The 26,178-nt window shown below is 47.5% G+C and carries 26 protein-coding genes; all 26 read left to right on the forward strand.

Annotated elements, in window-relative coordinates; translation table 11 throughout:
* Positions 1-27 precede the first annotated feature (27 nt).
* The 26 genes from sleB (at position 28) to ACQSGY_RS08900 (ending at position 26,115) form a co-directional block, all read left to right on the forward strand.
* A complete protein-coding gene (sleB, locus tag ACQSGY_RS08775) occupies positions 28-858 on the forward strand; it encodes a spore cortex-lytic enzyme (RefSeq protein WP_427051562.1) in 831 nt (276 codons plus the stop codon).
* Between the two features lie 137 nt (positions 859-995).
* A complete protein-coding gene (yfmF, locus tag ACQSGY_RS08780; RefSeq protein WP_427051563.1) occupies positions 996-2,276 on the forward strand; it encodes an EF-P 5-aminopentanol modification-associated protein YfmF in 1,281 nt (426 codons plus the stop codon).
* 2 nt (positions 2,277-2,278) lie between these two features.
* Complete coding sequence (gene yfmH / locus ACQSGY_RS08785) at positions 2,279-3,559, forward strand: EF-P 5-aminopentanol modification-associated protein YfmH (protein ID WP_427051564.1); 1,281 nt, start codon at positions 2,279-2,281, stop codon at positions 3,557-3,559.
* 127 nt (positions 3,560-3,686) lie between these two features.
* Positions 3,687-4,451: an elongation factor P 5-aminopentanone reductase gene (gene ymfI / locus ACQSGY_RS08790; RefSeq protein WP_427051565.1), complete on the forward strand. Its 765-nt coding sequence runs from the start codon at positions 3,687-3,689 to the stop codon at positions 4,449-4,451.
* A gap of 192 nt (positions 4,452-4,643) precedes the next feature.
* Entirely contained in the window at positions 4,644-4,907 is a 264-nt protein-coding gene (locus ACQSGY_RS08795) for a DUF3243 domain-containing protein (RefSeq protein ID WP_145402751.1), read from the forward strand.
* A 197-nt stretch (positions 4,908-5,104) separates the two neighbouring features.
* The gene (locus tag ACQSGY_RS08800; protein WP_145402750.1) at positions 5,105-5,872 is read left to right on the forward strand and encodes a DUF3388 domain-containing protein; all 768 of its coding nucleotides are present in this window, start codon (positions 5,105-5,107) and stop codon (positions 5,870-5,872) included.
* Positions 5,873-5,938: 66 nt separating this feature from the next.
* Positions 5,939-7,018: a RodZ domain-containing protein gene (locus ACQSGY_RS08805; RefSeq protein WP_427051566.1), complete on the forward strand. Its 1,080-nt coding sequence runs from the start codon at positions 5,939-5,941 to the stop codon at positions 7,016-7,018.
* Positions 7,019-7,091: 73 nt separating this feature from the next.
* Positions 7,092-7,256 carry a hypothetical protein gene (locus ACQSGY_RS08810; protein WP_184180342.1) on the forward strand — a complete coding sequence of 55 codons (165 nt, stop codon included), beginning with the start codon at positions 7,092-7,094 and terminating at the stop codon, positions 7,254-7,256.
* A gap of 152 nt (positions 7,257-7,408) precedes the next feature.
* Positions 7,409-7,900: a YajQ family cyclic di-GMP-binding protein gene (locus ACQSGY_RS08815; protein ID WP_110893041.1), complete on the forward strand. Its 492-nt coding sequence runs from the start codon at positions 7,409-7,411 to the stop codon at positions 7,898-7,900.
* Between the two features lie 315 nt (positions 7,901-8,215).
* Positions 8,216-8,803, forward strand: a complete 588-nt coding sequence (gene pgsA / locus ACQSGY_RS08820; RefSeq protein ID WP_216513469.1) for a CDP-diacylglycerol--glycerol-3-phosphate 3-phosphatidyltransferase — start codon at positions 8,216-8,218, stop codon at positions 8,801-8,803.
* A 135-nt stretch (positions 8,804-8,938) separates the two neighbouring features.
* The gene (locus tag ACQSGY_RS08825) at positions 8,939-10,195 is read left to right on the forward strand and encodes a competence/damage-inducible protein A (RefSeq protein ID WP_145402747.1); all 1,257 of its coding nucleotides are present in this window, start codon (positions 8,939-8,941) and stop codon (positions 10,193-10,195) included.
* Between the two features lie 240 nt (positions 10,196-10,435).
* The gene (gene recA, locus ACQSGY_RS08830) at positions 10,436-11,500 is read left to right on the forward strand and encodes a recombinase RecA (protein WP_111268738.1); all 1,065 of its coding nucleotides are present in this window, start codon (positions 10,436-10,438) and stop codon (positions 11,498-11,500) included.
* A gap of 213 nt (positions 11,501-11,713) precedes the next feature.
* Entirely contained in the window at positions 11,714-12,478 is a 765-nt protein-coding gene (locus ACQSGY_RS08835) for a regulatory protein RecX (RefSeq protein WP_427051567.1), read from the forward strand.
* Positions 12,479-12,790: 312 nt separating this feature from the next.
* A complete protein-coding gene (gene rny, locus ACQSGY_RS08840; RefSeq protein ID WP_090923808.1) occupies positions 12,791-14,332 on the forward strand; it encodes a ribonuclease Y in 1,542 nt (513 codons plus the stop codon).
* 80 nt (positions 14,333-14,412) lie between these two features.
* A complete protein-coding gene (locus tag ACQSGY_RS08845) occupies positions 14,413-15,207 on the forward strand; it encodes a TIGR00282 family metallophosphoesterase (RefSeq protein ID WP_427051568.1) in 795 nt (264 codons plus the stop codon).
* A gap of 117 nt (positions 15,208-15,324) precedes the next feature.
* Entirely contained in the window at positions 15,325-15,585 is a 261-nt protein-coding gene (locus ACQSGY_RS08850) for a stage V sporulation protein S (protein ID WP_007430104.1), read from the forward strand.
* A 119-nt stretch (positions 15,586-15,704) separates the two neighbouring features.
* A complete protein-coding gene (locus tag ACQSGY_RS08855; protein WP_427051569.1) occupies positions 15,705-16,682 on the forward strand; it encodes a dipeptidase in 978 nt (325 codons plus the stop codon).
* Between the two features lie 153 nt (positions 16,683-16,835).
* Positions 16,836-17,408, forward strand: a complete 573-nt coding sequence (gene pduL, locus ACQSGY_RS08860) for a phosphate propanoyltransferase (RefSeq protein WP_184180352.1) — start codon at positions 16,836-16,838, stop codon at positions 17,406-17,408.
* Positions 17,409-17,780: 372 nt separating this feature from the next.
* Complete coding sequence (miaB, locus tag ACQSGY_RS08865; protein ID WP_216513472.1) at positions 17,781-19,337, forward strand: tRNA (N6-isopentenyl adenosine(37)-C2)-methylthiotransferase MiaB; 1,557 nt, start codon at positions 17,781-17,783, stop codon at positions 19,335-19,337.
* 567 nt (positions 19,338-19,904) lie between these two features.
* A complete protein-coding gene (locus tag ACQSGY_RS08870; protein WP_253298943.1) occupies positions 19,905-20,318 on the forward strand; it encodes a RicAFT regulatory complex protein RicA family protein in 414 nt (137 codons plus the stop codon).
* A 282-nt stretch (positions 20,319-20,600) separates the two neighbouring features.
* Positions 20,601-21,005, forward strand: coding sequence for a PaaI family thioesterase (locus ACQSGY_RS08875; protein WP_145402743.1), 405 nt, complete (start codon positions 20,601-20,603; stop codon positions 21,003-21,005).
* Positions 21,006-21,137: 132 nt separating this feature from the next.
* Positions 21,138-21,899 (forward strand): NUDIX hydrolase, encoded by a 762-nt coding sequence (locus tag ACQSGY_RS08880; protein WP_110894007.1) that lies wholly within the window; start codon positions 21,138-21,140, stop codon positions 21,897-21,899.
* 48 nt (positions 21,900-21,947) lie between these two features.
* Entirely contained in the window at positions 21,948-22,505 is a 558-nt protein-coding gene (locus tag ACQSGY_RS08885) for a cysteine hydrolase family protein (protein ID WP_427051570.1), read from the forward strand.
* A gap of 91 nt (positions 22,506-22,596) precedes the next feature.
* Complete coding sequence (locus ACQSGY_RS08890; RefSeq protein ID WP_184180361.1) at positions 22,597-24,051, forward strand: nicotinate phosphoribosyltransferase; 1,455 nt, start codon at positions 22,597-22,599, stop codon at positions 24,049-24,051.
* 365 nt (positions 24,052-24,416) lie between these two features.
* Entirely contained in the window at positions 24,417-25,094 is a 678-nt protein-coding gene (locus ACQSGY_RS08895) for a hypothetical protein (RefSeq protein ID WP_427051571.1), read from the forward strand.
* A 13-nt stretch (positions 25,095-25,107) separates the two neighbouring features.
* Positions 25,108-26,115: an acryloyl-CoA reductase gene (locus ACQSGY_RS08900; protein ID WP_427051572.1), complete on the forward strand. Its 1,008-nt coding sequence runs from the start codon at positions 25,108-25,110 to the stop codon at positions 26,113-26,115.
* The last annotated feature ends 63 nt before the right edge of the window (positions 26,116-26,178 follow it).

Here is a 26,178-nt window from a genome sequence, read left to right on the forward strand (position 1 = left end):
CCACAAGAGAAAGGTAGAGCGTAGTCGATGCGAAAAATGAACCTATGGCTTTTCACTGCTATTTTGCTGATATCCGCGCTGGGAATCCGTTATTTGCTTCCTGAGCATACTGCCACTCCAAGCACTGTTGAGAATAATGTACAGGCAGAGGAACAAGCACTGCCTACATTCAGCAGCAATACCGTGAAATACGGCAGTTACGGTCAAGATGTATACGAGCTTCAGGGACGTCTGAAATACCTTGGATTCTACAACGGTAAAATCGACAGTAATTTTGGCAGCAGCACACTGAAATCGGTAAAATGGTTTCAATCCGAATTTGGAATGAAGGCAGACGGTGTGGTTGGTGCGAAAACAAAGCTGAAGCTTTACAATGCAACCGCCAAGTGGTCACCTACCGAACCTCCTTTGCATAAAGGAGGCGCTGGCGGGGAGACGGGGGGGACTTCAAATGCTGGCAACAATGAGCAGGACAATATGGGCTCCTCCAATGCGATGGGGCTCTCCGAGAATGAGCTCAAAATTATGGCGAATGCCGTATACGGTGAAGCCCGCGGAGAACCATTTGAAGGTCAGGTAGCCGTAGCTGCTGTTATTTTGAATCGGGTCAAATCACCGAGTTTCCCATCTACGCCTTCCGGTGTAATCTTTCAGCCAGGGGCTTTTACAGCTGTAGCAGACGGACAGATCTATCTGGAACCTAATGCTCAGGCCAAAAAAGCTGTAGAGCAGGCATTAAACGGCTGGGACCCTTCCGGCGGCTGCCTGTATTATTTTAACCCCAAAACGGCCACATCTAAATGGATCTGGACACGACCTCAGGTAAAAACGATCGGGCAACATATATTCTGTATGTAATCGGGCAGGGGAGCAACCAGAAGGATGAACTTCGGTTGCTTCTTGGCTTTTAAATCGTATAGTATAAAATGATGGTGTTACGTTTGAGCTCGATAAAGGCCTGTTATCTAAATGACGCCGTAAAGGAGTTTTGACATTTGAATACCGCAGAATTTGAACGGGGCAGCCGGAAACAGCTTCGCATTCACGTGCTTCCCACGACACGCTTCAAAACGTTCGCGATTTCCCTGTACGCCGGGGTTCCTTTACGTGAGGACACGGTGACTCAGACCGCGCTGATTCCGTTTGTGTTAAGACGAGGGACTGAATCGTATCCGGAAACAACGCAGTTTCGTGAGCAACTGGAGCATTTATACGGAGCCGGCTTTGGTTTTGACGTTTATAAACGCGGCGATTATCAGATTGTGCAGTTCCGAATGGATACGATTAACGACTCTTTTGTCGGAGGGGAAGAGCAGCTGCTGGACCGCTCCTTTGCTTTTCTTGGCGAGGTGCTGACTAAGCCTGCACAGGAAAATGGACATTTCAAAGCAGCGTATGTTCATGCCGAACGCGAGACGGTCCGCAAAAAGCTGGAATCCATCGTGAACGACAAAATGCGTTATGCCGCTGAACGTTGTATTGAAGAAATGTGCAAAAATGAGCCTTACAGGCTGCATCCGCTTGGTGAACGAAAGGTACTGCCAGCCATAGAGCCTGCGGAGCTGACTCCGGCTTATCAGAACTGGCTGGGCACAGCAAGCATGGATCTATATGTAGTGGGTGATACGACACTTGAAGAAGTGGAAGAACTGGTAGAGCGACATTTTAATCTGGAGCGTACAGTTTCCTCGGATTATCAGGCTCAGAAGGCGGTGCGCGGGGATCAGGACGTGAACACGGTTATTGAAAAGTTAAATATCGGCCAAGGCAAACTGAATATGGGTCTTCGTACTTCGATTACGTATGGAGATGACAACTATGCAGCAGCATTGCTGTACAACGGCATCCTTGGCGGGTATCCGCATTCAAAGCTGTTTGTAAGTGTTCGTGAAAAAGAGAGCCTCGCCTACTATGCGTCTTCCAGATATGACGGGCACAAAGGCATTGCTACGATACAATCCGGCATTGAAATTCCTCATTATGAGAAAGCAGTCGCTATTATCAAGCAGCAGCTTGAAGAAATGCGCAGTGGCAATATTACCGATCTGGAGATGTCCCAGACCAAGGCGATGATTCGTAATTTGCTGAAAGAGATGCAGGATGCTGCGTTTGAGATCATTGCCTATGATTTTAATCGCCAGTTATCGGGCAAGGAAAGAACACCAGAAGAATTGCTCGCGCAAATCGAGCAGGTCAGCAAGCAGGATGTTCGTGAAGCCGCAGAGCAGTTCCGTCTGGATACGATTTATTTCTTGCGGGACGAGAAGGAGGAATAGTCGTGGAGAGCATTCGTTATGAACAGCTGCAGGAAACGTTATATTACGAAGTGATGGACAACGGACTGCACGTCTATGTGCTGCCCAAACCGGGTTTTCAGAAAACGTATGCTACATTTGCAACAAAATACGGGTCTGTAGATAATCATTTTCAGGTGCAAGGACAGGCTGAAGTGAAGGTGCCGGACGGGATTGCTCATTTTCTGGAGCACAAAATGTTTGAGGAGCCTACGGGTGATATTTTTGCTACATTTGCTTCTCAGGGTGCCTCTGCAAACGCTTTTACAAGCTTCGATCAGACGGTTTATTTGTTCTCTGCCACAGAGCATATAAACGAAAATATACAAACATTAGTTGATTTTGTGCAAAATCCGTACTTCACTGATCAAAATGTGAACAAGGAAAAGGGTATCATTGAACAGGAGATCAACATGTATGCCGATAGTCCGGATTGGCGGGTTTATTTTGGCCTGATTGAAGCGATGTATCAAAAACATCCGGTGCATATTGATATTGCGGGAACCGTTCAATCCATTCACACCATTACCAAGGAAATGCTGTACACTTGTTACAATGCCTTCTACCATCCGAGCAACATGCTTCTGTTTGTTGTGGGCGGTGTGGACCCGGAGCAGGTGATTAGCATGGTTCGAGAGAATCAGGCGCAGAAAAAGTACGAGCCGCAAGGACAGATTCAGCGTTTTTTTGAGCCTGAGCCCGCCCAGGTAGGAGAGGCGAGACGTGAAGTTCAGTTGTCGGTTTCCCTTCCAAAGTGTCTGTTTGGCTTCAAAGAAACGGATGTTGGACTAACGGGGAAAGAACTTTTGCACAGGGACACCACGACACAGCTTATGATGGACCTTTTGTTTGGCTCCAGCACACGTCTGTTTCAGAAGTTATACGATGAGAATCTGATCTCGGACAGCTTCGGTCATGAGTACATCAGTTCACCTCAATATGCGTTTTCGGCTGTGGGCGGGGATACTCCTGATCCGGATCAGCTATTGAAACGGATTCGTGAAGAGGTAGATGTCATTGTTCAAAAAGGATTCGAGTCTTCCGATTTTGAGCGTGCACGCAAAAAGAAAATGGGTGGATATTTACGCATGCTGAATTCACCGGAGAACATTGCGAGTGAATTCACACGTCAGCAGTTCCGCGGTGTTGACTTTTTCAGTATGCTCTCCTTGTACGAGACGATTACATTGGAGGATGTAAATCAAAGATTGAAGCAGCATATTCGCTGGGATCAAATGGCTGTGTCACTCGTGGTGAGTCCTTGATGTGGAGAGGGATTTGGGATACTTTTAAGATGATAAAGAAGTATGAGGGAAAGATGATGAAGAAGTAAGAGGAAAGCTTGATGAAATAAAGAGTAAAGCGTTATCAAGAAAGTGAGAGGAATGTGTAATGGGGGAAACGACAGTGAAGGCGATTGGGGAAATGACGGTACTCGTTACCGGTGCAAGCGGCGGTATTGGAGCAGCTATTGCAGAGCGGTTTGCCAGTGTGGGCATGAATGTAGTGCTGCACTATATGAAATCGCATGAGGCGGCCAATGAAGCAGCAAGACGTTGTATGGAAAAGGGCAGCGGGCGCATTATGACCGTGTCAGCCGATCTGCGCAGCCGAGAGCAGATTCAGCGCATGCGGGACAAGCTGGCATCCCATGAGCTGCTGCCGGATATTCTGGTCAATAACGCAGGCATATCTCATTATGGTCTGCTGTCTGACGTAACAGAGGACATCTGGGATGAAGTGATGGCTATTAATCTGAAAGGCACTTTTCTCTGTACTCAGGAAATGATGCCGCATATGATCTCCCAGCGATATGGACGCATCATTAACGTATCGTCAATCTGGGGGTTATCCGGTGCATCCTGTGAGGTGCTTTATTCCACTACCAAGGGTGGCGTGAATGCCTTCACCAAGGCGCTAGCGAAAGAATTGGCTCCATCCGGCGTTACTGTTAACGCTGTTGCTCCGGGTGCAGTTCAGACCACGATGTTAGATCATCTGGACCAAAGTGAACTTCAGATGCTGGAGGACGAAATCCCGGCAGGACGGCTTGCGCAGCCGGATGAGATTTCGTCACTCGTATATTTTCTCGCGTTGCCCGAGTCAGGATATATTAATGGGCAAATCATCAGTCCTAACGGAGGCTGGCTGACTTAGCTGGAGGCACTGCTGGCTGAAATGGTTGAATTCGACGAACTGAATCGGCTGGATTGAACAATAATGCGCGGGCGCTCGTGCAAGGAAGCTGAATTGGAGTTTTATTTCAAAAGCTCGTATATAAAATGTTCAGGAAGCACATATTACAACTGTTGATTTTAAATCTCATGCGTCAGCTAAGGAGGATTTATCATGTCAACAGACAATACAGTAGTTTCCAACTTTGACACGTGGAAGAAGTTTCTGGGTGATCGCGTGCGGCAAGCCGAGAAGATGGGCATGAGTGAAGAGACCATCAACAAACTTGCGTACGAGATCGGTGACTTTCTGGATGAGAAGGTTGATCCGGCGAACCATTCCAACCGGGCATTGAAGGAACTATGGGATGTCGGCGATGCAGATGAGCGTCGTACGATTGCGTGCCTGATGGTCAAATTGGCCAAACAAAACGCATAAGGCAAAAGATGGAGAGCTCCCGCAAGGGGGCTTTTCTCTAATGATTACAAACGGATTACAGAGCTGTTCTTGTAATTCATTTTCATTTTATATATCATTAACGTGACCCATTTTTAGAAGATGACTCCGAATTTCGTTCAGTGGACGCGTTCAGATGTTGTCGAATAATGTGGAATAATGCATTACGGGGTGTATAAATGGAAACTAAACAATGGTATATGGAATATAAAATACATAAGAACAGACCTGGTCTTCTAGGGGATATTGCCTCTATGCTGGGTATGCTGGAAGTCAATATATTGACCATCAACGGTGTGGAAGGCAAAACAAGGGGCATGCTGCTTGAATCCGATGATGACGAGAAAATTCGTCTGCTTGGAGAAATGCTTAGCAAAGTCAACAGTATTACGGTATCGGCCTTGCGTCAGCCCAAGCTGGTAGATATTCTTGCTGTTCGTCATGGCCGGTATATTGACCGGGATTCGGATGACCGCAAAACATTTCGTTTCACTCGTGACGAACTTGGGTTACTTGTGGATTTTTTGGGTGAAGTATTTAAAAGAGAAGGCAATCAGGTCATTGGCTTGCGCGGAATGCCGCGTGTGGGCAAAACAGAGTCGATTATCGCAGGCAGTGTATGCGCCATGAAACGGTGGACCTTTGTATCCTCCACTCTTCTTCGTCAAACGATTCGGAGTCAGATGTCCGAGGATGAGCTGAATCCGAACAACGTGTTTATTATTGACGGCATTGTGAGTACAATTCGATCGAGCGAAAGACATTATAATCTGCTTCAGGATATTATGACGATGCCAAGCACGAAAGTGATTGAGCATCCGGATATTTTTGTGCAGGAATCCGAATATGACTATAATGATTTTGATATTATTATTGAGCTGCGTAACAACCCTAACGAAGAAATTATTTATGATACCTTTACGGCAAGCTACACCGACGAACTGTAAAGCTCCGTACGGCATCATGGAATAGATGAGCAACTACTGAAGAGATAAACATAAGGAGGAGATGGCATGTCTGAACTGGGTCAGCAGTTAAGAGAGGCCCGGCTGCAAAAAGGGATGAGTCTCGACGATGTACAGGAAATGACTAAAATTCGCAAGAGGTACCTGGAGGCGATAGAGGCGGGGGATTATAAAGTGTTGCCCGGCAGCTTCTATGTGCGTGCATTTATTAAAACCTATGCGGAAACCGTGGGACTGAATCCGGATGAGCTGCTGGAAGGACATAAAAAGGACGTGCCTGCAGAGGCAGCAGAAGCAACGATGGAGCCTGTAATCCAGAAGCGTGCAAACAGACCGGTGGAGCGGAGCAATCGATGGATGTCTGTTGCGCTGATGTGGACGTTCCCTATTCTGATTATCGTTCTTTTGTATGTTTACATGGCTAACAACAAAGCAGACGATACCAATCCCCAAGGGCTGGATGATACGAAAATTACAGACAGCCAGAAGCCGCCTGCGGACAAACCTGATCCATCGACGGACAACGGTCAAGCAGCGAATCCGCCTGCAACGGACTCGGGTTCGGAAGATACGGGTAAAGGTGAAGCAGGTGGCAACGGTGGCGGTACGGAAAGTAACGGTCAGACCGATGAACAAGGCAGCGGGCAGACTGAAGGGCAAACGGATGGACAGACAGGTGATAACCAAGGAGAACAGAATCCTCCAAGTACACCTGGCTCAGTCACCGTTTCGGAAGATGGCAAGTCAGGTAACATTACAAACTTCAAGGTTGCCGGAAGTGCGGGTCAGCCTGTAACGGTGACGATCAAAGCGACGGGAAACAGCTGGCTGGAAGTGTATAAAGGAGAGAATTCGAGCGGGGAAAAGCTGCAGTATGGCAACACTGCAGACGGAGATTCATTTACTTTTACACTGGATAGCGCAGGGATGTACATTAAGTCTGGTTATGCGGCAGCAACCACCATTGATGTTGGCGGTCAAGTGGTAACGGACGGCAAAGCGACAAACCGTATTCGTCTCAAACTTGATACGGATAGTACCGCTTCATCTGCGGGAACTGAGGGCACAGATGCAAACAGTTCCGGAGATTCTACAGAGGGCGGAAGTTCAAGTTCAAGTGGCGAATAACCAGGTGAACTGCAGGGGACAATAACGTTGTCTCAAATTGCAGTTAACTTATGGTGAAGTGAGGTGGACGGCCATGACAGTCAGCTGGATCGTAACGGGTTTAGGCATTATTGTCAGCCTCCTGGGTTATTACCTGACTCCAAATGCCTGGGGCTACGGAATATTGGGCTTTGGTCTTGCACATATCCTTCTTGGTGTGCTTGATATGTTCAGACAGCCTGACCGCAGCCGATATTAGAGGGCAGCTTAACCAGCAAGCATTTTTGGTGACCGAGAGGTGTGCCAAAAATGCTTTTTTCTATGGTTTCACCCTGCTCAACATTAGACTTTTGTGTGAAGTTTACTCTATAATGTTACAGAACATATGATTAACTGAAAGGGTGACTCGATTTGAGTTCAGAAAATTCATTTGATATCGTGTCCAAAATGGACTTGCAGGAACTAACAAACGCCGTTACACAAACGGAAAAGGAAATTGGCACTCGTTATGATTTCAAGGGCAGCAAGAGCAGTCTGAAGCTTGACAAGGATGCTCTGACAATTGTGTCAGATGATGAGACAAAATTGAAGGCTGTTATTGATGTACTGCAATCCAAAATGGCAAAGCGCGGTCTTCCGCTGAAAAATATTGATTACGCCAAGGTAGAGCCTGCTTCCTCAGGAACGGTTCGTCAGCGTTTGAATTTCAAACAAGGCATTGATCAGGATGTTGCCAAAAAAATCAATATTCTGATTCGTGACTCCAAGCTGAAGGTTAAGAGTCAGATTCAAGGCGATCAGCTTCGGGTCACAGGCAAAAGTAAAAATGATCTGCAAGCCGTGATGCAGATGCTTAACGGGGCTAACTTGCCGCTGGATCTGCAGTACACCAACTTCAAATAAAAGTTGAGGTGTCAGTGCTTTTTTGACACTATATTGATACGTATATTATACTGAATGTGCATTGCTGGCAGTCATGCATCAAGTCCAGTCCTCATCGTTTGCTGACTTTGTGAAAAGCAGTATACTTCTGGAAGTCACCGAAGCGTTTCAAAGCGGTTTTGCGTTTGAGCGGTAGACTTTATTTTTTGCGTTTCTACATAGGGTTCATGTGAATACAAGTCGAACGCTTGAAACGTTTATTCCTTGCTTCAGATGATGAATACGGGATTAAGATGAATGTTTGAAGTAATGGAGGATACAAAGGGAGGGCGTCTTGTGAATTTACCCAACCGGATTACGCTTGCACGAATTTGCTTAATCCCTTTTTTAATGGTGTTTCTGCTTGTGGATTTTCCGTTTTATCCCGAGCCGTTACAGCTTGGAAGTCTTGCGCTTCCGTATAATCAATTAATTGCTGCTTTCATTTTTATCGTAGCTGCAAGCACGGATGGAATAGACGGCTATCTTGCAAGGAAAAACAATATGGTCACCAATCTGGGCAAACTGCTGGACCCTCTTGCAGATAAACTGCTGGTTACCGCTGTTTTGATCTCACTGGTGCAGATGGGCAAGCTGGATTCCTGGATTGCTGTTGTCATTATCAGCCGTGAATTTGCTGTAACCGGGCTGCGTCAGATTGCTTTGCTTGACGGTTCGGTTGTTGCTGCGAGTGCTTGGGGCAAACTGAAAACGGTGGTGCAGATTGTAGCGATTGTTTTGCTGCTGCTGAACAATTTCCCGTTTTCCTACACAGGCATCCATATGGATGTTATTGCAGTGTGGGCAGCAGCGCTGATCACGATCTGGTCTGGGGTCGACTACTTTATTAAAAACAAAAATCTGCTTCATCTATCCAAGGTGTAATATTTTACTTTATCCCAAGCGTAATGTTTTGCGCTGAAACGGGTAATGATGAAAGACTCATCGGGTCAAAGGGCAATAGGAGCTTATCCTATTGCCCTTTGATTACGCTCAACATATGTACAGGAGGATACTGAAATGAAGGCAGAGATTATTGCAGTTGGAACCGAACTGCTGCTAGGACAAATCGTTAATACGAATGCCAGATATCTTTCCCGGGAACTTGCAGCCATGGGAATTGACGTATACTTTCAGACCGTGGTTGGTGATAATCTGAATCGGCTTAGTGAAGCGATCCGTATTGCGCAGGGACGCGCTGATGTTATTTTATTTTCAGGCGGCATCGGTCCTACCCAGGATGATCTGACCAAAGATGCGCTTGCGGCTGTGCTCCAACGAAAGCTGCACATTGATCGTATGGCGATGGACAAGATTGAAGGTTTCTTCCGTGAACGCAATGTAGAGATGACAGAGAACAATCGGCGTCAAGCCATCGTTATTGAAGGTGGAACACCCTTGGCGAATGAAACGGGTCTTGCCGCAGGCAATGCCATTGCGGACAATGACAAATATTATGTCGTGATGCCTGGACCGCCTAAAGAGCTCATTCCGATGTTTGAGCAGGAGGTCAAGCCGTGGCTGCTCCAGCATGTTCTTACTGAAGAAATGCCGATTTATTCACGTATGCTCAAGTTTGCAGGCATTGGTGAATCCGCATTGGAGGATCGCCTGCTTGATCTTATTGATACGCAGACTGATCCTACGATTGCTCCGTATGCAAGCGAGGGAGAAGTTACTGTACGTGTATCTACCAAAGCAGCAAGCGAAGGAGAGGCCAAGCTGAAGCTGGATGCGATGGAGGTGCAGATTCGCGAGCGTCTGGCCGAACATCTCTACGCGACCGAGGATGTGCCTATAGAGTACACAATTGTCACGATGATGTCTGATATGGGACTGACCCTGAGCGCCGCTGAGAGCTGTACAGGAGGGCTTGTAATGCAAAGCCTCACTTCTGTGCCAGGAAGTGCCTCGATGCTGAAAGGTGGCATCGTCTGTTATTCCAATGAAATTAAAGAAAAGCTGCTTAACGTGCCGCACAGCTATCTGGAAGGTGAGGACGCTCCGGGTGCGGTTAGTCCTGAGGTGGCTAAAGTGCTTGCAGAGCAGGTTCGTATGATCGGGGATGCTGATTTCGGTCTGGCGATTACAGGAGTAGCTGGTCCAGGATATTCGGAACGTAAACCACCTGGGCTTGTGTTTATCGCTTTGGCAGAGCGTGGAAAGGATACTGAAATTCATGAATTGCGAATTAACGGTAACCGGGAGACGGTCCGTATCCGTTCGGCAAAAGCGATCCTGTATCGTTTGTGGCAAAAGCTAGTTGCCATTGACTGATAAGCATGGAATGGTTTGCTTTTGTGTAATGAAGGAAGTATAATGTGTTGAGACGGAAGAACCGTAAAATGTGGCTGTACAGCCTTGTTTACGGTTCTTTTTCTGTTTCTTGAATACATTTCGATGAGGAAGAGGCGCCTCGGCCTGAACAAAAAAACGAATGTATGTTCGAAAAAAAGCTTGGCAAACGAGTAAAAACAAGGTATCATTACATTATAAACAGTAAAGGGTGTGAGTTTATTGTCAGACCGTCGTGCCGCGCTTGATATGGCGCTCCGTCAAATAGAGAAGCAATTTGGTAAAGGTTCCATTATGAAACTGGGTGAGTCAACTCACATGAATGTGGAAATCATTCCCAGTGGATCATTGGCTTTGGATATTGCACTAGGGACAGGCGGCTTGCCTAAAGGCCGTATTGTTGAAATATATGGACCTGAATCTTCAGGTAAAACAACTGTAGCATTGCACGCGATTGCCGAGGTTCAACGCGTGGGTGGACAAGCAGCATTCATCGATGCCGAGCATGCGCTTGATCCGAATTATGCAAGCAAACTGGGCGTTAACATTGATGAGTTGCTTTTATCCCAGCCGGATACGGGAGAGCAGGGCTTGGAAATTGCTGAGGCACTTGTACGCAGTGGTGCAGTAGACATCATCGTTATTGACTCGGTAGCAGCTCTTGTACCAAAAGCAGAGATTGAAGGAGAGATGGGGGATTCCCACGTAGGCTTGCAGGCGCGTTTGATGTCACAGGCACTGCGTAAATTGTCCGGAGCGATCAGTAAATCCAAAACGATTGCAATCTTCATCAACCAGCTTCGTGAGAAGGTTGGCGTAATGTTTGGTAACCCGGAAACGACACCTGGCGGCCGTGCACTGAAGTTCTATTCTACGATTCGTCTCGATGTGCGCCGTATTGAGAGCATCAAATCAGGTAATGACATTACGGGTAACCGTACTCGTATTAAAGTGGTAAAAAATAAAGTAGCACCTCCATTTAAACAAGCGGAAGTTGATATTATGTACGGTGAAGGTATTTCTAAAGAGGGAAGTATCATCGACATTGGTACAGAACTGGATATCGTTAATAAAAGCGGTGCCTGGTATTCTTACGAAGGCGAGCGTTTAGGCCAGGGTCGTGAGAATGCAAAGCAGTTTATGAAAGAACATAAAGAGATTGCTGATGTAATCGAGCAAAAAATTCGTGAAGCCAGCAATTTGACAACAGCTGTTCCTGCACCAACGAGCGAAGAACAAGAAAAAGAAGCGGCTGAGGAACAGGAATTATTTGAAATTAATGAGTAATTTATATGTCGGTTACTAACTCGTGTACTCCGACCTGTTGAAACCTGTAGTAGCGGGCAATTATGCTTATTTAGCTAAGGTTTCTCGCAATGCTAACAGCCTCTGTCCATTCCGGACAGAGGCTGTTAGCATCTATGCCATCCGAATGAAAGAATGAGCAGAAAAAGTGTATTTTAACCCAAACAGAGAATAGCGGGGAGTGTGAAGATCGTAGTGAGGCATCGCCAAAACCAGCATGAATATGATGAACATGAAGAAGAACTGCATGAACAGGCCAAGGTAGACGGTATTTCCCAGCTTCCTGACGATGAAGAACTCGAAATTACAAGGGTTGAACGAACCAAGAGCAGAGAAGCCCGTTATCGGATTTCATTTGGCATTTATTCCATTACCGTTCTGGAAGATGTGATGATCAAGTACAGGCTTACTCGGGGAAGTACCTTTATGAAGAAGGATCTGGAGGCGATCCTGATTGCGGATGAACGCCAGCGAACGTATGTGCAGGCTTTGCGTTTTCTGGAATTCAAGCAGCGAACACGCCACGAATTAAGCCAGAAGTTAAGGCAAAAGGAGTTCGCGACATCGATCATAGAAGAGGTTCTTGATCGGCTTGAACAAGAGAAGCTTGTTGATGACGATCTTTTTGCCAAGGAATGGACAAGACAGCGTATGGAGGGCCAGCGGAAGGGAAAACTGTGGATACGGCAGGAACTGCGTCAAAAAGGCATCGCGAATGAACTCATTGCAGAGGTGCTGGATGATGTGAGTGCTGAGGCAGAGCTGGACACTGCATTGACAGCTGGCCGTAAAAAATGGAAACAGGTGCGGGGAGACGTGCAGGAGAAGAAACGTAAAACGTTTGCTTACTTGATGCGGCGCGGTTTTAGCATGGATATGGTGCGCCGAGTCGTGAATCGTTTAATAGAAGAGGATGGGGCGGAAGACCTCGAAGATGACGAAGCATTGTTATGGGACTAGACGAGAAGACTAACAATCCTGCATTCTCTTGACAATTTCTTTCGTCAAATACTAAAATGGACATGAGTCTGTAAGAAAAGGACAACCCTTTTTCCTTCCAAAAAAGCGGTTTCTGCTTCTGCAGGTTTATACCATTCCTGATTATGGGTTCACTGGAAACAGTGGATAGTACATGTAGTCATGTACATGTGAAATGAAAATCGGCGGGGGATCGCCGTGAGTATTATTTATTCCCAAACATATGTAAGGTATGAAAACAGAAAAAGTTGACCCAAGGCGTGCCTTGGAGGAACCAACGAGGAGGTGAACAGTATGGACATTGCTATCACGATCATTCTCGTTGTGGCCGCGCTCGTTATTGGGTTCGGAGTCGGATATTTTATTCGCAAATCTCTTGCAGAGGCTAAAATCTCTAGTGCGGAACAAGCTGCCGTACAAATCGTGGAGAACGCGAAAAAAGAGGCAGAGGCACTGAAGAAAGAAACGGTGCTGGAAGCGAAGGACGAGATCCATCGTATTCGCGCCGAAGCTGAAAAAGACACTCGTGAACGTCGGAACGAAATTCAACGACAAGAGAGACGATTGTTGCAAAAAGAAGAGTCGCTGGATAAAAAATTGGAATCACTCGAACGTAAAGAAGAGCAAGTGGCAAACAAAGAGAAACGTATCGATGAAACACAGCAGCAGATCGAAATGATCTACAAAAACCAGGTAACAGAGCTTGAACGGATCTCGAACCTCACTATGGAGGATGCACGCAGTATCATACTGTCCAACGTTGAACAGGAAGTTCGTCATGAGACGGCTCAAATGATCAAGGACATTGAACAGCAGGCGAAGGAAGAGGCGGACAAAAAGTCTCGCGAGATTATTACACTCGCCATCCAGCGCTGTGCAGCTGACCACGTGGCGGAGACAACGGTATCCGTTGTAACGTTGCCTAATGAAGAAATGAAGGGCCGGATTATCGGTCGTGAAGGACGTAACATCCGTGCGCTTGAAACCCTTACCGGGATTGACCTCATTATCGATGATACGCCAGAAGCTGTTATTTTGTCGGGCTTTGACCCGATTCGCCGTGAAATTGCCCGCACTGCACTGGAGAAGCTGGTTGCAGATGGACGAATTCACCCTGCGCGCATTGAAGAGATGGTGGAGAAATCCCGTAAAGAAGTGGATGAGCGTATACGTGAATACGGTGAGCAAGCTACCTTTGAAGTGGGTGTGCATGGTCTGCATCCGGATCTGATCAAGATTCTGGGTCGCCTGAAGTTCCGTACAAGTTACGGTCAGAACGTCTTGAAACATTCGATGGAGGTCGCTTATCTGGCAGGATTGATGGCGGGTGAACTCGGAGAAGACGTAACTTTGGCAAGACGTGCAGGTTTACTGCATGACATCGGTAAAGCGCTGGATCACGAAGTGGAAGGATCACACGTCGAAATTGGCGTGGAGCTGGCGAAGAAATACAAGGAACATCCAGTGGTTATTAACAGTATCGCTTCCCACCACGGGGATTGCGAAGCGACTTCGGTTATTGCAATGTTGGTTGGCGCAGCAGATGCGCTGTCGGCAGCAAGACCAGGTGCACGCCGTGAAACGCTGGAAACGTATATCAAACGACTGGAGAAGCTGGAAGAAATTTCAGAATCCTTCGAAGGTGTCGAGAAATCGTACGCCATTCAGGCTGGACGCGAGGTTCGTGTCATGGTGCAGCCTGAGAAGATTGATGATGCTGAAGCCTTCCGTCTCGCACGTGATATTACGAAGATGATCGAGAATGAACTCGATTATCCAGGTCATATCAAAGTCACCGTCATCCGGGAAACCCGGGCGGTTGAATACGCAAAATAAACCATTACGGAAAAGTGGCCGCATCTGCGTGCCACTTTTCCTGTTCATAAGCGATGCAGGAACTTGAGGAGGCAGTATTCGTGAAAGTTTTATTTATCGGAGATATCGTAGGAAATGTAGGTCGTAAAGCGCTCAAGGAAAATTTGCCTTACCTGAAATCGAAATATAAACCTCATGTCATTATTGTCAATGGGGAGAACGCAGCAGCAGGGCGCGGCATTACAGGTGCCATTGCGAACGAATTTTTTAATTGGGGTGTGCATGGCATCACGCTAGGCAACCATACTTGGGACAATAAGGACGTTTTTGATTTTATAGATGATGAACCTCGCATGATCAGACCTGCAAACTTTCCACCAGGCACACCGGGCCGCGGATATACGGTGGTCAAGGGCGAAGGCAAGGAACTTGCTATTGTGAACCTGCAGGGCAGAACGTTCCTGCCAGCGATTGATTGCCCATTTCGTGTAGCGGACGAGATTGTAGACGAGCTGCGCAAAAACTATAAGTGTATTCTGGTAGATATGCACGCAGAGGCAACTTCGGAGAAGATTGCCATGGGATGGCATCTGGATGGGCGCGCCTCCTTTGTTGTAGGTACACATACCCATGTGCAAAGTAATGACGAACGGATTCTGCCTGGAGGCACAGCGTATTTGACAGATGCAGGCATGGTAGGACCTCGTGATGGCATCCTTGGAATGGAACGTGAGGCGGTGCTGCGCAAGTTCTATACCCAGCTTCCCGTGCGGTTTGTCGTCGATGACGGGAAATGGCATTTCCATGGTGCTGTTGTTGATATTGACGAAGCGACCGGGGCTGCAACGCGCATTGAGAAGATTCGTTTGATGGAAGACGAGTGGCGCATGGAATAGGGGTATTGTCCCATTTTGCCAGGCAACTCTGCTAAAAAGAAGGAATTTTTTTGCCTCCCGCGAATAACATCTAGTAAGTGGAAACAAACTTTCAACATTCCCAGGGAGGTACTTACCATGGATGTATTAAAAGTTTCAGCAAAGTCCAACCCTAACTCTGTAGCCGGCGCTCTTGCAGGAGTTCTTCGTGAACGTGGAAATGCTGAACTGCAGGCAATTGGAGCGGGAGCACTGAACCAAGCCATTAAAGCGGTAGCGATTGCCCGGGGATTTGTAGCACCAAGCGGAGTTGACCTGATTTGTATTCCAGCTTTTACAGACATTGTGATTGACGGTGAGGACCGAACGGCCATCAAGCTGATTGTGGAGCCCAGATAATACATGTATCAAGCGTATGCATGAGCCTGTTTACGAATGAAGTAGACAGGTTTTTTTGCGTTATTTTCAGACATTCGGCAGATGAATGGGGTAATTTACAGTTAACAGGGGGATGAGAGATGTCGAGAAAGAACTGGCGCATAGCTGATTTTCATTGTGATGCACTGAGTAAACTGCTGATGAAGCCTGAGCTTTCATTCGAGACTGCTTCTGAGCTGGATGTGAATTTGCAGCAAATGCAGGAAGGTGGAGTAAATCTGCAGGCGTTTGCGATCTATTTACCCGAGGTGCTGGGCCGAGGCAAGTTTGAACATGTGATGGGACAACTGGAGCTGTATCGTAAAAAAGTAGAGTACAGCGCAGAGCGCTCCAGCGGGGTGCAAACACTGCTTTGGCGAGAACAGGCTTTACAGATTCAACAAGGTGCGGCAAGCAAACCCTGGGGCCTTATTACGCTTGAGGGCGTGGATGGGCTTGAGGGAAACCTTTTTTATCTCGAACTGTGTTTTCAGATGGGCGTGCGCATCGTCGGGCTCACATGGAATCACGCGAACTGGGCTGCGGATGGCATTATGGAGAAGCGCGGAGCGGGTCTGACTGCTAAAGGCAGGGAACTGGTGCATCTTTGCAACCGGACGGGGATGCTGCTGGACGTATCTCATTTATCGGAAAAAGGGTTCTGGGAACTAGCCGATCTGAGCGAACGCCCCTTCATAGCCTCTCATTCGAATAGCTACAGTGTATGCTCGCATGTACGTAATCTGAAGGATGATCAGATCCAGGCCATCATTGCCAGAGAAGGACGCATTGGCCTGACCTTTGTACCCTGGTTTGTCAAGGAGCATGAAGAAGTCCGTATAGAGAATTTACTGCCGCACATCGAGCACATCTGTTCACTAGGTGGGGCCCATCACTTGATGATGGGTTCAGATTTTGACGGAATACCTTTGAAAATTCAAGGGCTGGAAAACGCGGGATGTTACCCGAAGCTGACTGAAGTTTTACTGAAGCACTATGACGAAGCTCTTGTGCACGGATGGTTATGGGGGAATGCGATGCGGTATCTGGGGGAACACTTGCCAGAGAGAAGGCCATAAGAGATTTAAAATGGAAAACATTTTGATGAAATAAGTGTATTTCATGAATTTTCAAGCAGTTCGTTTTCATTTCACGATAAAAAGGAGTATAATACCACTTGGATTGTTAAGAGCCTGTCTACGGGCCATAGATAAACAAGGAGTGAATTTAGGATGAGTAAAACAGTACCTGTGGGCGTATCTGCCCGTCACATTCATGTATCCCAAGAGCACGTTGAAATTTTGTTTGGCAAAGGTTATGAACTGACTGAATTTAAACCACTGTCCCAGCCAGGACAATATGCAGCTAACGAAACAGTAGCAGTCATTGGTTCCAAAGGGCAGTTTGATAAAGTGCGTATTCTCGGCCCTGTTCGCCCTGAAACACAGCTGGAAATCTCCATGACAGATTCTTTTGCCATTGGTGTTAAAGCACCTGTGCGTGAATCCGGTAGCATTGAAGGCACACCAGGCATCACAATTAAAGGACCAGCAGGCGAAGTAACGATTGATAAAGGTGTTATTGTTGCGGCTCGTCACATTCACTTCCACACGTCCGATGCTGCTAAATGGGGCATTGAAGACAAACAAATGCTGAAAGTACGTTTGGGTGGAGAACGCGGTCTGGTACTCGAAAATGTACTGGCTCGTGTATCCGACTCCTTTGCACTGGATATGCATATTGATACAGATGAAGCCAATGCTGCGGGCGCACGTAATGGCGACACAGCTGAAATCATCGACTAATTGACCTTAGACTACCTTCATGCGCAGTGCAGGCTGGATGAGGGGGGAGTCCCTGAGCGAATGCAAGAAACCTGAGTGTTCTGGTGCAGACAGTTCTTTTGTTGAACTGCTCTCCAGGCTACTCAGGTTTTTTGGTATTATGGTTTTTGCTGGATAAACGATGGGTTATTTTGTTGTGGAAAAGGGTATAAGCAGAGTCTTCTGCAGACAAAACCGATAAGGCAGCAGCGCTGTTTGCAGGTGGAACTGCAGCCCAATTCATGTTATAATTTGCTGTAATGCTCTTTTGATGCATGAGAATTGAAATGCTTGCAAAACAATGAAGAATTGAACGCTTTTATGAATAGAGGCTGTAAGGAGTGACCGAAGGAAATGGCTAAAGACTCAAAAAAGGATTACTCCCAATATTTTGATTTCTCCGATGCCAAAGTAATTTCGCAAGATGAATTCAGCAAAAAAATTAGAATTCGTGGCCGTGAGATTAATATCAAGGCGGAACCGAACCATCGACAGGAGAAACAAAGGGGCAAGGAAGATATCCAGGTTCTGTATGACACTGCGGTTCCTGATGAACTCAGGTCCATCGGAAAGGGCAAACATTATATCGTATATACCTATGGATGTCAGATGAACGAGCATGACTCGGAGACGATTAAGGGCTTGCTCGAAACGATGGGGTATGAAGCGACAGAGGATCGTAAAGAGGCGGATATTATTCTGCTTAACACTTGCGCGATTCGTGAGAATGCAGAGGACAAGGTGTTTGGCGAGCTGGGTCATCTGAAAACGCTGAAGCTTGAAAACCCGGGCCTGCTGCTTGGAGTATGCGGATGTATGTCTCAGGAAGAAGGCGTCGTTAACCGGATCATGCAGAAGCATGGTTTTGTTGATATGATCTTTGGTACACACAATGTACACCGTCTGCCACATCTGATTCAGGAAGCACTTTTCAGCAAAGAGATGGTTGTTGAGGTATGGTCCAAGGAAGGCGACATTATCGAGAACCTGCCGAAAAAACGTGAAGGCATGCGCGGCTGGGTGAACATTATGTACGGCTGCGACAAGTTCTGCACATACTGCATTGTGCCGTTTACCCGGGGCAAGGAGCGCAGCCGCCGTCCAGAGGACGTTATTGCGGAAGTGAGAGAGCTTGCCAGACAAGGTTTCAAGGAGATCACACTGCTGGGTCAGAATGTGAATGCGTATGGTAAGGACTTCACAGATCTGAAGTACAGCTTCGGTGACCTGATGGACGATATTCGCAAAATAGATATACCGCGTGTGCGCTTTACAACAAGCCACCCGCGTGACTTTGATGATCATCTGATTGAAGTGCTTGCCAAGGGCGGCAATCTGGTGGAGCACATCCACCTGCCGGTACAATCAGGCAGCACAGAAGTGCTTAAACGTATGAGCCGGAAGTATACTCGGGAACACTATCTGAATCTGGCAGCGAAGATCAAAGCGGCCATTCCAGACGTTGTATTGACGACCGATTTCATCGTGGGCTTCCCTGGTGAAACGGATGAGCAGTTTGAGGACACTCTTTCACTTGTACGTGAAGTTGGGTATGATTTTGCGTATACGTACATTTATTCTCCGCGCGAAGGCACACCTGCAGCAGTGATGGAGGATAATGTTCCGATGGAAGTGAAGAAGGAACGTCTGAAACGCCTGAACGAAACGATCAACGAGTACAGCCACCGCAGTAATGAACAGCAGCGCGGCAAAATTGTTGAAGTGCTCGTAGAAGGCGAGAGCAAACGAAATTCGACAGTTCTGGCTGGACGTACGCGCACCAACAAGCTGGTGCATTTTGAAGGGCCTAAAGAATTGATCGGTACGTTTGTGCAGGTTGAAATCACCGACCCGATGACGTTTTATATTCGCGGTAATTTGCTTACCGAACCCGTAGCCGCTAATCAGTAGGAAAAGAGCCGACTATAGGGGCGTCTACCCAAGCCGTACTATACAAAACTCACCGAACAGGATGAGAGTTTCAGGTTAAATATCAGGTTTGGACTTTGGCTTGCTGTAGCGGAGGGGAAGGAATCGATTCTGAAGAAGCGAAGCGCTCGCCTTTATCCATGGATTTTCCCCTTTGAGAAGGGGATCAGAAAAAAATCCGGGGATAACAGCGATCGGAAGAACGATCCGAACCCGAAGCGTCTACCCAAGCCGTACTATACAAAACTCACATAACAGGATGAGAGTTTCAGGTTAACATCAGGTTTGGACTTTGGGCTTGCTGTAGCGGAGGGGCGGAATCGATTCTGAAGAAGCGAAGCGTTCGCCTTTATCCGCGGATTTTCCCCTTTGAGAAGGGGATCAGAAAAATCCGGGGATAACAGCGATCGGAAGAACGATCCGAACCCGAAGCGTCTACTCAAGTCGAAGTCCAAACAAAGGTTGAACCGCATTCTCATCATATAATCATCTCATACGAATGGAGCGATCTCAGTGGCGCAGGAAGAAGTGCAGTACAACCATTATGGAATGCCTACCTACGATACGCGCAATCTGGTTATACGCGACGACATTATGGGAAAGGCCAAAGAACTGGCGGACATGCTCGGAACGAGCGAGGAAGTGAAGCAGTTCCAGCAGGCGGAGGCCAAAATTCGAGATCATGAGCGCATTCAGCAATTGATTGCAACGATCAAGAAAAAGCAGAAGGAAATTGTTGCTTTTGAAAGCTTCAACAATAGTGCGATGGTTAGCAAAATTGAGCAGGAAATTGATGAATTGCAAAACGAACTGGACAGCATTCCTTTAGTGACGGAATTCCAGCAAAGTCAAAGTGATATCAATTATCTGCTTCAGCTTGTCATTTCTGTCATTCGGGATACAGTATCCGAAAAAGTCAATGTCGAAGCCGGAACGGATTCACCTCCTACCAGCTGCGGTTAAAAGAACGGAAGGGTGCGGACGCAGTCCGCGCCTTTTTTGACATCGACGGGCCGAGAGGCACGCATCAGGTAAACTAATCGAGTTACAGGTACGGAGCGGCGATCATCTGCACACATCAGAAAGATTGAAGGGTCATGCTCCACGCTGTGGGGTTATTTGGTTTGGGTATGTGTGGCGCATGCAAGAGGCATACAATACATGTGAACAGTACACGTATTAACGAATAAATATAATGACAACTAGAGCTGGTCAGACAACAAGCGGCAAAAGGAGAAATGAAACATGAGCATTTTGGACAAAATGGTGAAAGACGGAGACGGGCGTTTTTGGGGATTTCTTGGATGTCGTTATATTAAAGGCAGTAACCAAGAGGTTCAAATTGCGCTCACAGCGGGCGAGCATCATACCAATTCGATGGGCATTATTCATGGTGGTGTGCTGACCTCATTGATGGATCAGGCGATGGGAATGGTCGCCACAGCAGCGATGGAGGTTGATGGTTGCGTAACAACTAACCTGAATGTGCATTTTCTTGCGCCGATGAGGCAGGGTGAATTAATCGTAACGTCGAGTGTGCTGCATCAGGCAGGACGCAGCATCACAACCCAATCCGAGGTGCGGGATGAATCTGGTACGCTGGGATGTATGGCTACAGCCACATTCCGTGTAGCAAAACCGAGAGGTTGAAGACAGAAATTTGAATCATCGGTTGACAAAAGATATTATTATGTCATAATGAGATTATCAAAATGAAAATAGTCGGTGGTGCCCATGAGCGAAAATAACAAACATGTTAACACGGAACCAGATCAGGACGAAATGGAAGCACGAAACTACAGCTCCAAGAAATATCGCACCCCGGATGGGGTTCCAGCGGACATCGTTATGTTCACGCTGACGAAGAGGGAACGCAAGACGGTAACGAAAACCCTCCCGATTCGGGAGTTGAAGGTGATGTTAATTAAACGTAAGGGCTGGCCTTTTGCAGGGCGATGGGCATTGCCTGGTGGTTTTTGCCAAGAGAATGAGTCCATATACGGCGCAGCAAAGCGAGAATTGATGGAAGAAACCGGCGTTGACGGTGGACACCTGGAGTATCTAAACGTGTATAGTCAACCGGGACGTGACCCAAGGGGCTGGATCATCTCACACGCGTTTTTCGCTCTTGTAGAGGAATGGATGCTTGAACACCGGCAGGCAGCGGATGATGCCCAGGATGTCGGATTGTTTACCATTCAGGAAGCGCTGGAAGAGCTTGAGCTGGCTTTTGATCACAGAACGATCATTGAAGATGCGTACAGACGGATACAGCAGCAGATGCTGGAGACCACGATTGCGAGACAGTTTCTGCCACGTGATTTTACGTTAAGTGAATTATATCAGGTTATCCAGAGTGTGGTACCGGATTTTGAAGAGCCAAATTTTATTCGTAAAATTACTTCTACACGCAGTCGTAAAGGCATTGTCGAGGAAGTGCGTGATGAGGAGGGCAATCTGGTCAGCTCCAATCAATACTCTCAGCGCCCGGCACAGCTGTACAGGTTTACAGAGCTTGTACCACGTTTATCAATTTATACGTAAAACACGGAAAATGCATTCAACCATATTCAAACCAAGGGAGTGTGGACGATGAAAGCATTAATTGTTATTGATTTTACCCGGGATTTTGTTACAGGTGCGCTGCCTGTAGGTCAGCCTGCGGTGGATATTCAGGAGACGGTTGCGGCGATTACGGAGGCATACTGTAATAACAAAGACGAAGTCGTGATGGCTGTAGACCTGCATGAAGCCAATGATCCGTACCATCCGGAAACAGTGCTTTTTCCGCCTCATAACATTCGCGGTACGGAAGGCAGAGCGCTGTATGGTCGTTTGGCCGAGGTGATGGAGAAACGCAAAAGCGAGATTCGGTGGATGGATAAAACGAGATACAGCGCGTTCTGCGGCACAGACCTGGAACTCAAGCTGCGTGAACGAGGTATCACGGATATCGCACTGATCGGGGTATGTACCGACATATGTGTATTGCATACTGCTGTGGATGCCTATAACAAAGGATTTCATATTACGATTTATGAAGATGCCGTAGCGAGCTTTAACCCGGCAGGGCATGACTGGGCGCTTGGTCATTTCCGTTCCAGTATAGGTGCACAGGTGGTTAAGGCAAGTGAAACGATTTTGGCCTGATTCGTCAGCGAGTATTGCGGTGTAATCAGCTTTAAGCCCGTCTTTAGGTATGTACCTGGAGAGCGAGCGGAAGTCAGAGAGGATGAGACAAATGCAGACAACAAGCCTGGCTTTACATACGGATAAATATCAGATCAACATGATGTATGCGCACTGGGTTAATGGTACACATAAACGGAAGGCGGTATTTGAAGCCTATTTCCGCAAGCTTCCTTTTGGCAACGGATATGCCGTATTTGCCGGACTGGAGCGTATTGTGAATTATATCAGCCAGCTTCGCTTCACGATGGAGGACATCAAATTTTTATCCAAACAACAAGAGAATTATGATCCGGTCTTTCTGGAGGAATTACTTCAGTTCTCGTTCCAGGGAACGATTCATTCCATGAAGGAAGGTGCAATTGTTTTTCCTGACGAACCGCTTATTCGGGTTGAAGGCACCATTATGGAGACACAACTGGTCGAGACGGCCATCCTGAACTTTATGAATTACCAGACACTCATCGCTACGAAGGCTTCCCGCATTAAACAGGTCGCACAGCAGGATACGCTGCTTGAGTTTGGAACACGTCGTGCACAGGAAGCGGATGCTGCCATCTGGGGCGCACGAGCTTCGTATGTAGCCGGGTTCCATGCCACATCCAATATGCTGGCGGGTGAACAATTTGGCATTCCGACAGCGGGCACACACGCACATTCATGGGTGCAGAGCTTTATGACCGAGCAGGAGGCGTTTGATGCGTATGCAAGAGTGCTGCCGGACCAGGTGACGCTGCTGGTGGATACGTTTGATACACTGAACAGCGGTGTTCCACATGCGATCAAAACAGCGAAATGGCTGGAGAGCCAGGGCAAAAAGATGAACGCCATTCGTCTGGATAGCGGTGACCTGGCTTATCTTTCTATTCAGGCTCGGCAGATGCTGGATGAAGCGGGACTTGATTATGTGAAAATCGTGGCCTCGAATGATCTCGATGAAAATACCATTTTCAACTTGAAAGCTCAAGGTGCTCGAATCGACACATGGGGTGTCGGTACACAATTGATTACCGCCTCAGACCAGCCATCATTGGGCGGTGTATACAAGCTGGTAGAGCGTGAAGTGAACGGCGAGATGCTGCCAACGCTGAAAATATCTGCGAATCCCGAGAAGGTATCCACTCCGGGTAAAAAAGAGGTTTTTCGGATCATTGATCCAAAGCATGGCAAGGCGATTGCAGATTATATCTGCTATCCGGGGGAAGAGCAGCCGCTTCAAGGCGGACCACTCAAGCTGTTCAATCCGCTGCACCCTTACCTCAAAAAGACGGTTACCCGCTATGAAGCGGTAAATATGCTGGAGCCGATCTTTGTTAATGGTCGCAAAGTATATGAACTGCCTACGCTCGATGAGATTCGCGCATACCATAAGGAACAGCTGAACCTGTTCTGGCCGGAGTACCAACGGAAGCTGAACCCGGAGATTTATCGTGTGAACATCAGCCCGGCGGCATGGAATATGAAGCAGAAGCTGATTGCTGAACATGTGAAATCTAACGAAGAATAGATGAATGAACCGATTTACAGCATACATCCAGAAGGCATACCCAGTGCATACGAAGCCTGGCTTATGCCTTTTTGATATGAACGGGATATGAACCAGGCGAGAAGCACACCTCCTCTGCAACAATGACATGTGTGCAGCTTCATAGAGGTTTGGGACAGAAAGAGGTATATTATTTCTCGGGAAAGCGCAGGAAACGTCAAATCCCGCCACATTCCGAAATACGTTGCCGATATGCTGAAATCCGCCAGATCATCTTGAAATATGCTTTTAAAAAGATAGAAGGTGATGAACAGCTCCTTGTCCTTGAGATGATCTTGTTTCAATCTGCTGACAGCAGGGGATGAAAAGGATGAGGAGGGATGTGTATGAAATACATACTTTGGCTGCTTTGGCTTGCTTTTATCGTGTATGCACTGTTTATAGCGCCGGGAAATTCCCCGGGGAATGATCCGGTATTTAAGGAGTTGCTTACACTGCAAAGCAAGGAGCCCTGGCTGCTAACCGTGTTTTCGTGGTTGGGTATATTCCCTTGCATTTATGCCTGTCTTTTGCTGCGAAAATCAGTGAAAACCCGAGGCGGCCGAAATGGAAAACATGTTCCTGCTTGGCCTTTTGTCTTGTTGTCTTTCGGGCTGGGTGCATTTGCATTGCTGCCCTACTATGCATGGACTTCCCCTTCGCGAACAGGGGCGGCTTATGAAGCAGATGTTGGTGAACACTCGCTTACTGCTGAACGCAGCAAGACGGGCATTGCGCGAGTGGCTGCCAGCAAACTGACCCATCTGGTACTGTTGTTATTAACGCTGGGTCTGGCTTTTTATGCCGTAAGCCAGGGGAATCCAGAGCGTTATGCGGAAGCGTTCAATCAGTCCTCGTTTGTGCATATTATGACGATTGATTTTGGCGTACTAACGCTGTTATCCACCCTTGCAATCTTTCGGGATGCCAGAGATAACAGGCGTGCAGGTTACTGGGCCTGGTTAGGTCTGCTGCCGCTTGCAGGGCCATTGCTATATTTACTTGCAGAATTTGAACAACAATAAGGAGAGGATACAGATGAAAGAACAATTTCAAGCTTATGTGATTCGCAAACATGACCAACAGGGAGTTACCGCCAGCATAGAGCAGCTGAAAAAGGAGGATCTTCCGAACGGTGATGTTACTGTGAAGGTGCACTATTCCAGTGTGAATTATAAAGATGGCCTCGCAACAGTGGAGAAAGGCGGGGTTGTTCGTCAGTATCCGATGGTGCCTGGCATTGATCTGGTTGGAACGGTTGAAGAATCGGTGAGCGGAAGGTTTGCACCTGGTGATCGGGTGATTAGCACCGGTTTTGAACCCGGTGTATCTCATTGCGGTGGCTACAGTGAATATGCCCGTTTGCAGAGTGAATGGCTGGTGCCTTTGCCACAAGGCTTGAGTGAGCAGGAAGCGATGGCCATAGGAACAGCTGGCTTTACTGCAGCACTCTCAGTGGACGCCTTGATCCATGCGGGCATTACGCCGGAGATGGGCAAAATTCTGGTTACGGGAGCGACTGGCGGGGTGGGCAGTATGGCGATAGCCATTCTTGCCAAGCTTGGTTATGCAGTGACTGCAAGCACGGGGAAAAAGCAGCAGGAAGAGGCCCTTCTTCGCAGTCTGGGAGCAGCTGAGGTCATTTCACGTGAAGAAGCGGATGCACCGATCAAGGGAGCAATGGGTAAACAGCAGTGGGCAGCTGTCGTTGATCCGACAGCAGGTCAGGCACTCGCAGAGCGATTGAAGCAGGTGCAGTACGGAGGGGCAGTTGCGGTATCTGGCCTAACCGGAGGCAGTGGTTTTGAGTCAACGGTATTTCCGTTTATTTTGCGCGGCATTCAGCTGATCGGGATTGATTCTGTATACTGTCCAATGGCAAGGAGAGAACGAATCTGGACCAAGCTGGGTGGAGAATGGAAACCGGATCGGGCGCTTGCACTGGGTGTTCAGGAGATTACACTGGAGCAGCTGCCGCATACCTTGGAGAACATATTAAAGGGTGGGGCAGTCGGTCGTACCGTTGTGCGAATCTGCTCCGAATAGTTTGTTTGGAATAAAATGTTTTAGACATGCTAACTCTACCTGAGAGAGTCACGCTGCTGTGGC

The organism is Paenibacillus sp. TC-CSREp1 (assembly GCF_050171015.1).
Classification (GTDB): Bacteria; Bacillota; Bacilli; order Paenibacillales; family Paenibacillaceae; genus Paenibacillus; species Paenibacillus silvae.

Excerpts from the sequence above, each read along its gene's own strand:
- miaB (WP_216513472.1), top strand. The coding sequence starts at position 17,781 with ATGGCTAAAGACTCAAAAAAGGATTACTCCCAATATTTTGATTTCTCC.
- ACQSGY_RS08805 (WP_427051566.1), top strand. The coding sequence starts at position 5,939 with ATGTCTGAACTGGGTCAGCAGTTAAGAGAGGCCCGGCTGCAAAAAGGG.
- ACQSGY_RS08890 (WP_184180361.1), top strand. The coding sequence starts at position 22,597 with ATGCAGACAACAAGCCTGGCTTTACATACGGATAAATATCAGATCAAC.
- ACQSGY_RS08895 (WP_427051571.1), top strand. The coding sequence starts at position 24,417 with ATGAAATACATACTTTGGCTGCTTTGGCTTGCTTTTATCGTGTATGCA.
- pduL (WP_184180352.1), top strand. The coding sequence starts at position 16,836 with ATGAGTAAAACAGTACCTGTGGGCGTATCTGCCCGTCACATTCATGTA.
- ACQSGY_RS08870 (WP_253298943.1), top strand. The coding sequence starts at position 19,905 with ATGCCTACCTACGATACGCGCAATCTGGTTATACGCGACGACATTATG.
- rny (WP_090923808.1), top strand. The coding sequence starts at position 12,791 with ATGGACATTGCTATCACGATCATTCTCGTTGTGGCCGCGCTCGTTATT.
- ACQSGY_RS08885 (WP_427051570.1), top strand. The coding sequence starts at position 21,948 with ATGAAAGCATTAATTGTTATTGATTTTACCCGGGATTTTGTTACAGGT.
- sleB (WP_427051562.1), top strand. The coding sequence starts at position 28 with ATGCGAAAAATGAACCTATGGCTTTTCACTGCTATTTTGCTGATATCC.
- ACQSGY_RS08795 (WP_145402751.1), top strand. The coding sequence starts at position 4,644 with ATGTCAACAGACAATACAGTAGTTTCCAACTTTGACACGTGGAAGAAG.
- ACQSGY_RS08810 (WP_184180342.1), top strand. The coding sequence starts at position 7,092 with ATGACAGTCAGCTGGATCGTAACGGGTTTAGGCATTATTGTCAGCCTC.
- ymfI (WP_427051565.1), top strand. The coding sequence starts at position 3,687 with ATGGGGGAAACGACAGTGAAGGCGATTGGGGAAATGACGGTACTCGTT.
- ACQSGY_RS08800 (WP_145402750.1), top strand. The coding sequence starts at position 5,105 with ATGGAAACTAAACAATGGTATATGGAATATAAAATACATAAGAACAGA.
- ACQSGY_RS08855 (WP_427051569.1), top strand. The coding sequence starts at position 15,705 with ATGTCGAGAAAGAACTGGCGCATAGCTGATTTTCATTGTGATGCACTG.
- ACQSGY_RS08875 (WP_145402743.1), top strand. The coding sequence starts at position 20,601 with ATGAGCATTTTGGACAAAATGGTGAAAGACGGAGACGGGCGTTTTTGG.
- ACQSGY_RS08880 (WP_110894007.1), top strand. The coding sequence starts at position 21,138 with ATGGAAGCACGAAACTACAGCTCCAAGAAATATCGCACCCCGGATGGG.
- ACQSGY_RS08825 (WP_145402747.1), top strand. The coding sequence starts at position 8,939 with ATGAAGGCAGAGATTATTGCAGTTGGAACCGAACTGCTGCTAGGACAA.
- ACQSGY_RS08900 (WP_427051572.1), top strand. The coding sequence starts at position 25,108 with ATGAAAGAACAATTTCAAGCTTATGTGATTCGCAAACATGACCAACAG.
- ACQSGY_RS08850 (WP_007430104.1), top strand. The coding sequence starts at position 15,325 with ATGGATGTATTAAAAGTTTCAGCAAAGTCCAACCCTAACTCTGTAGCC.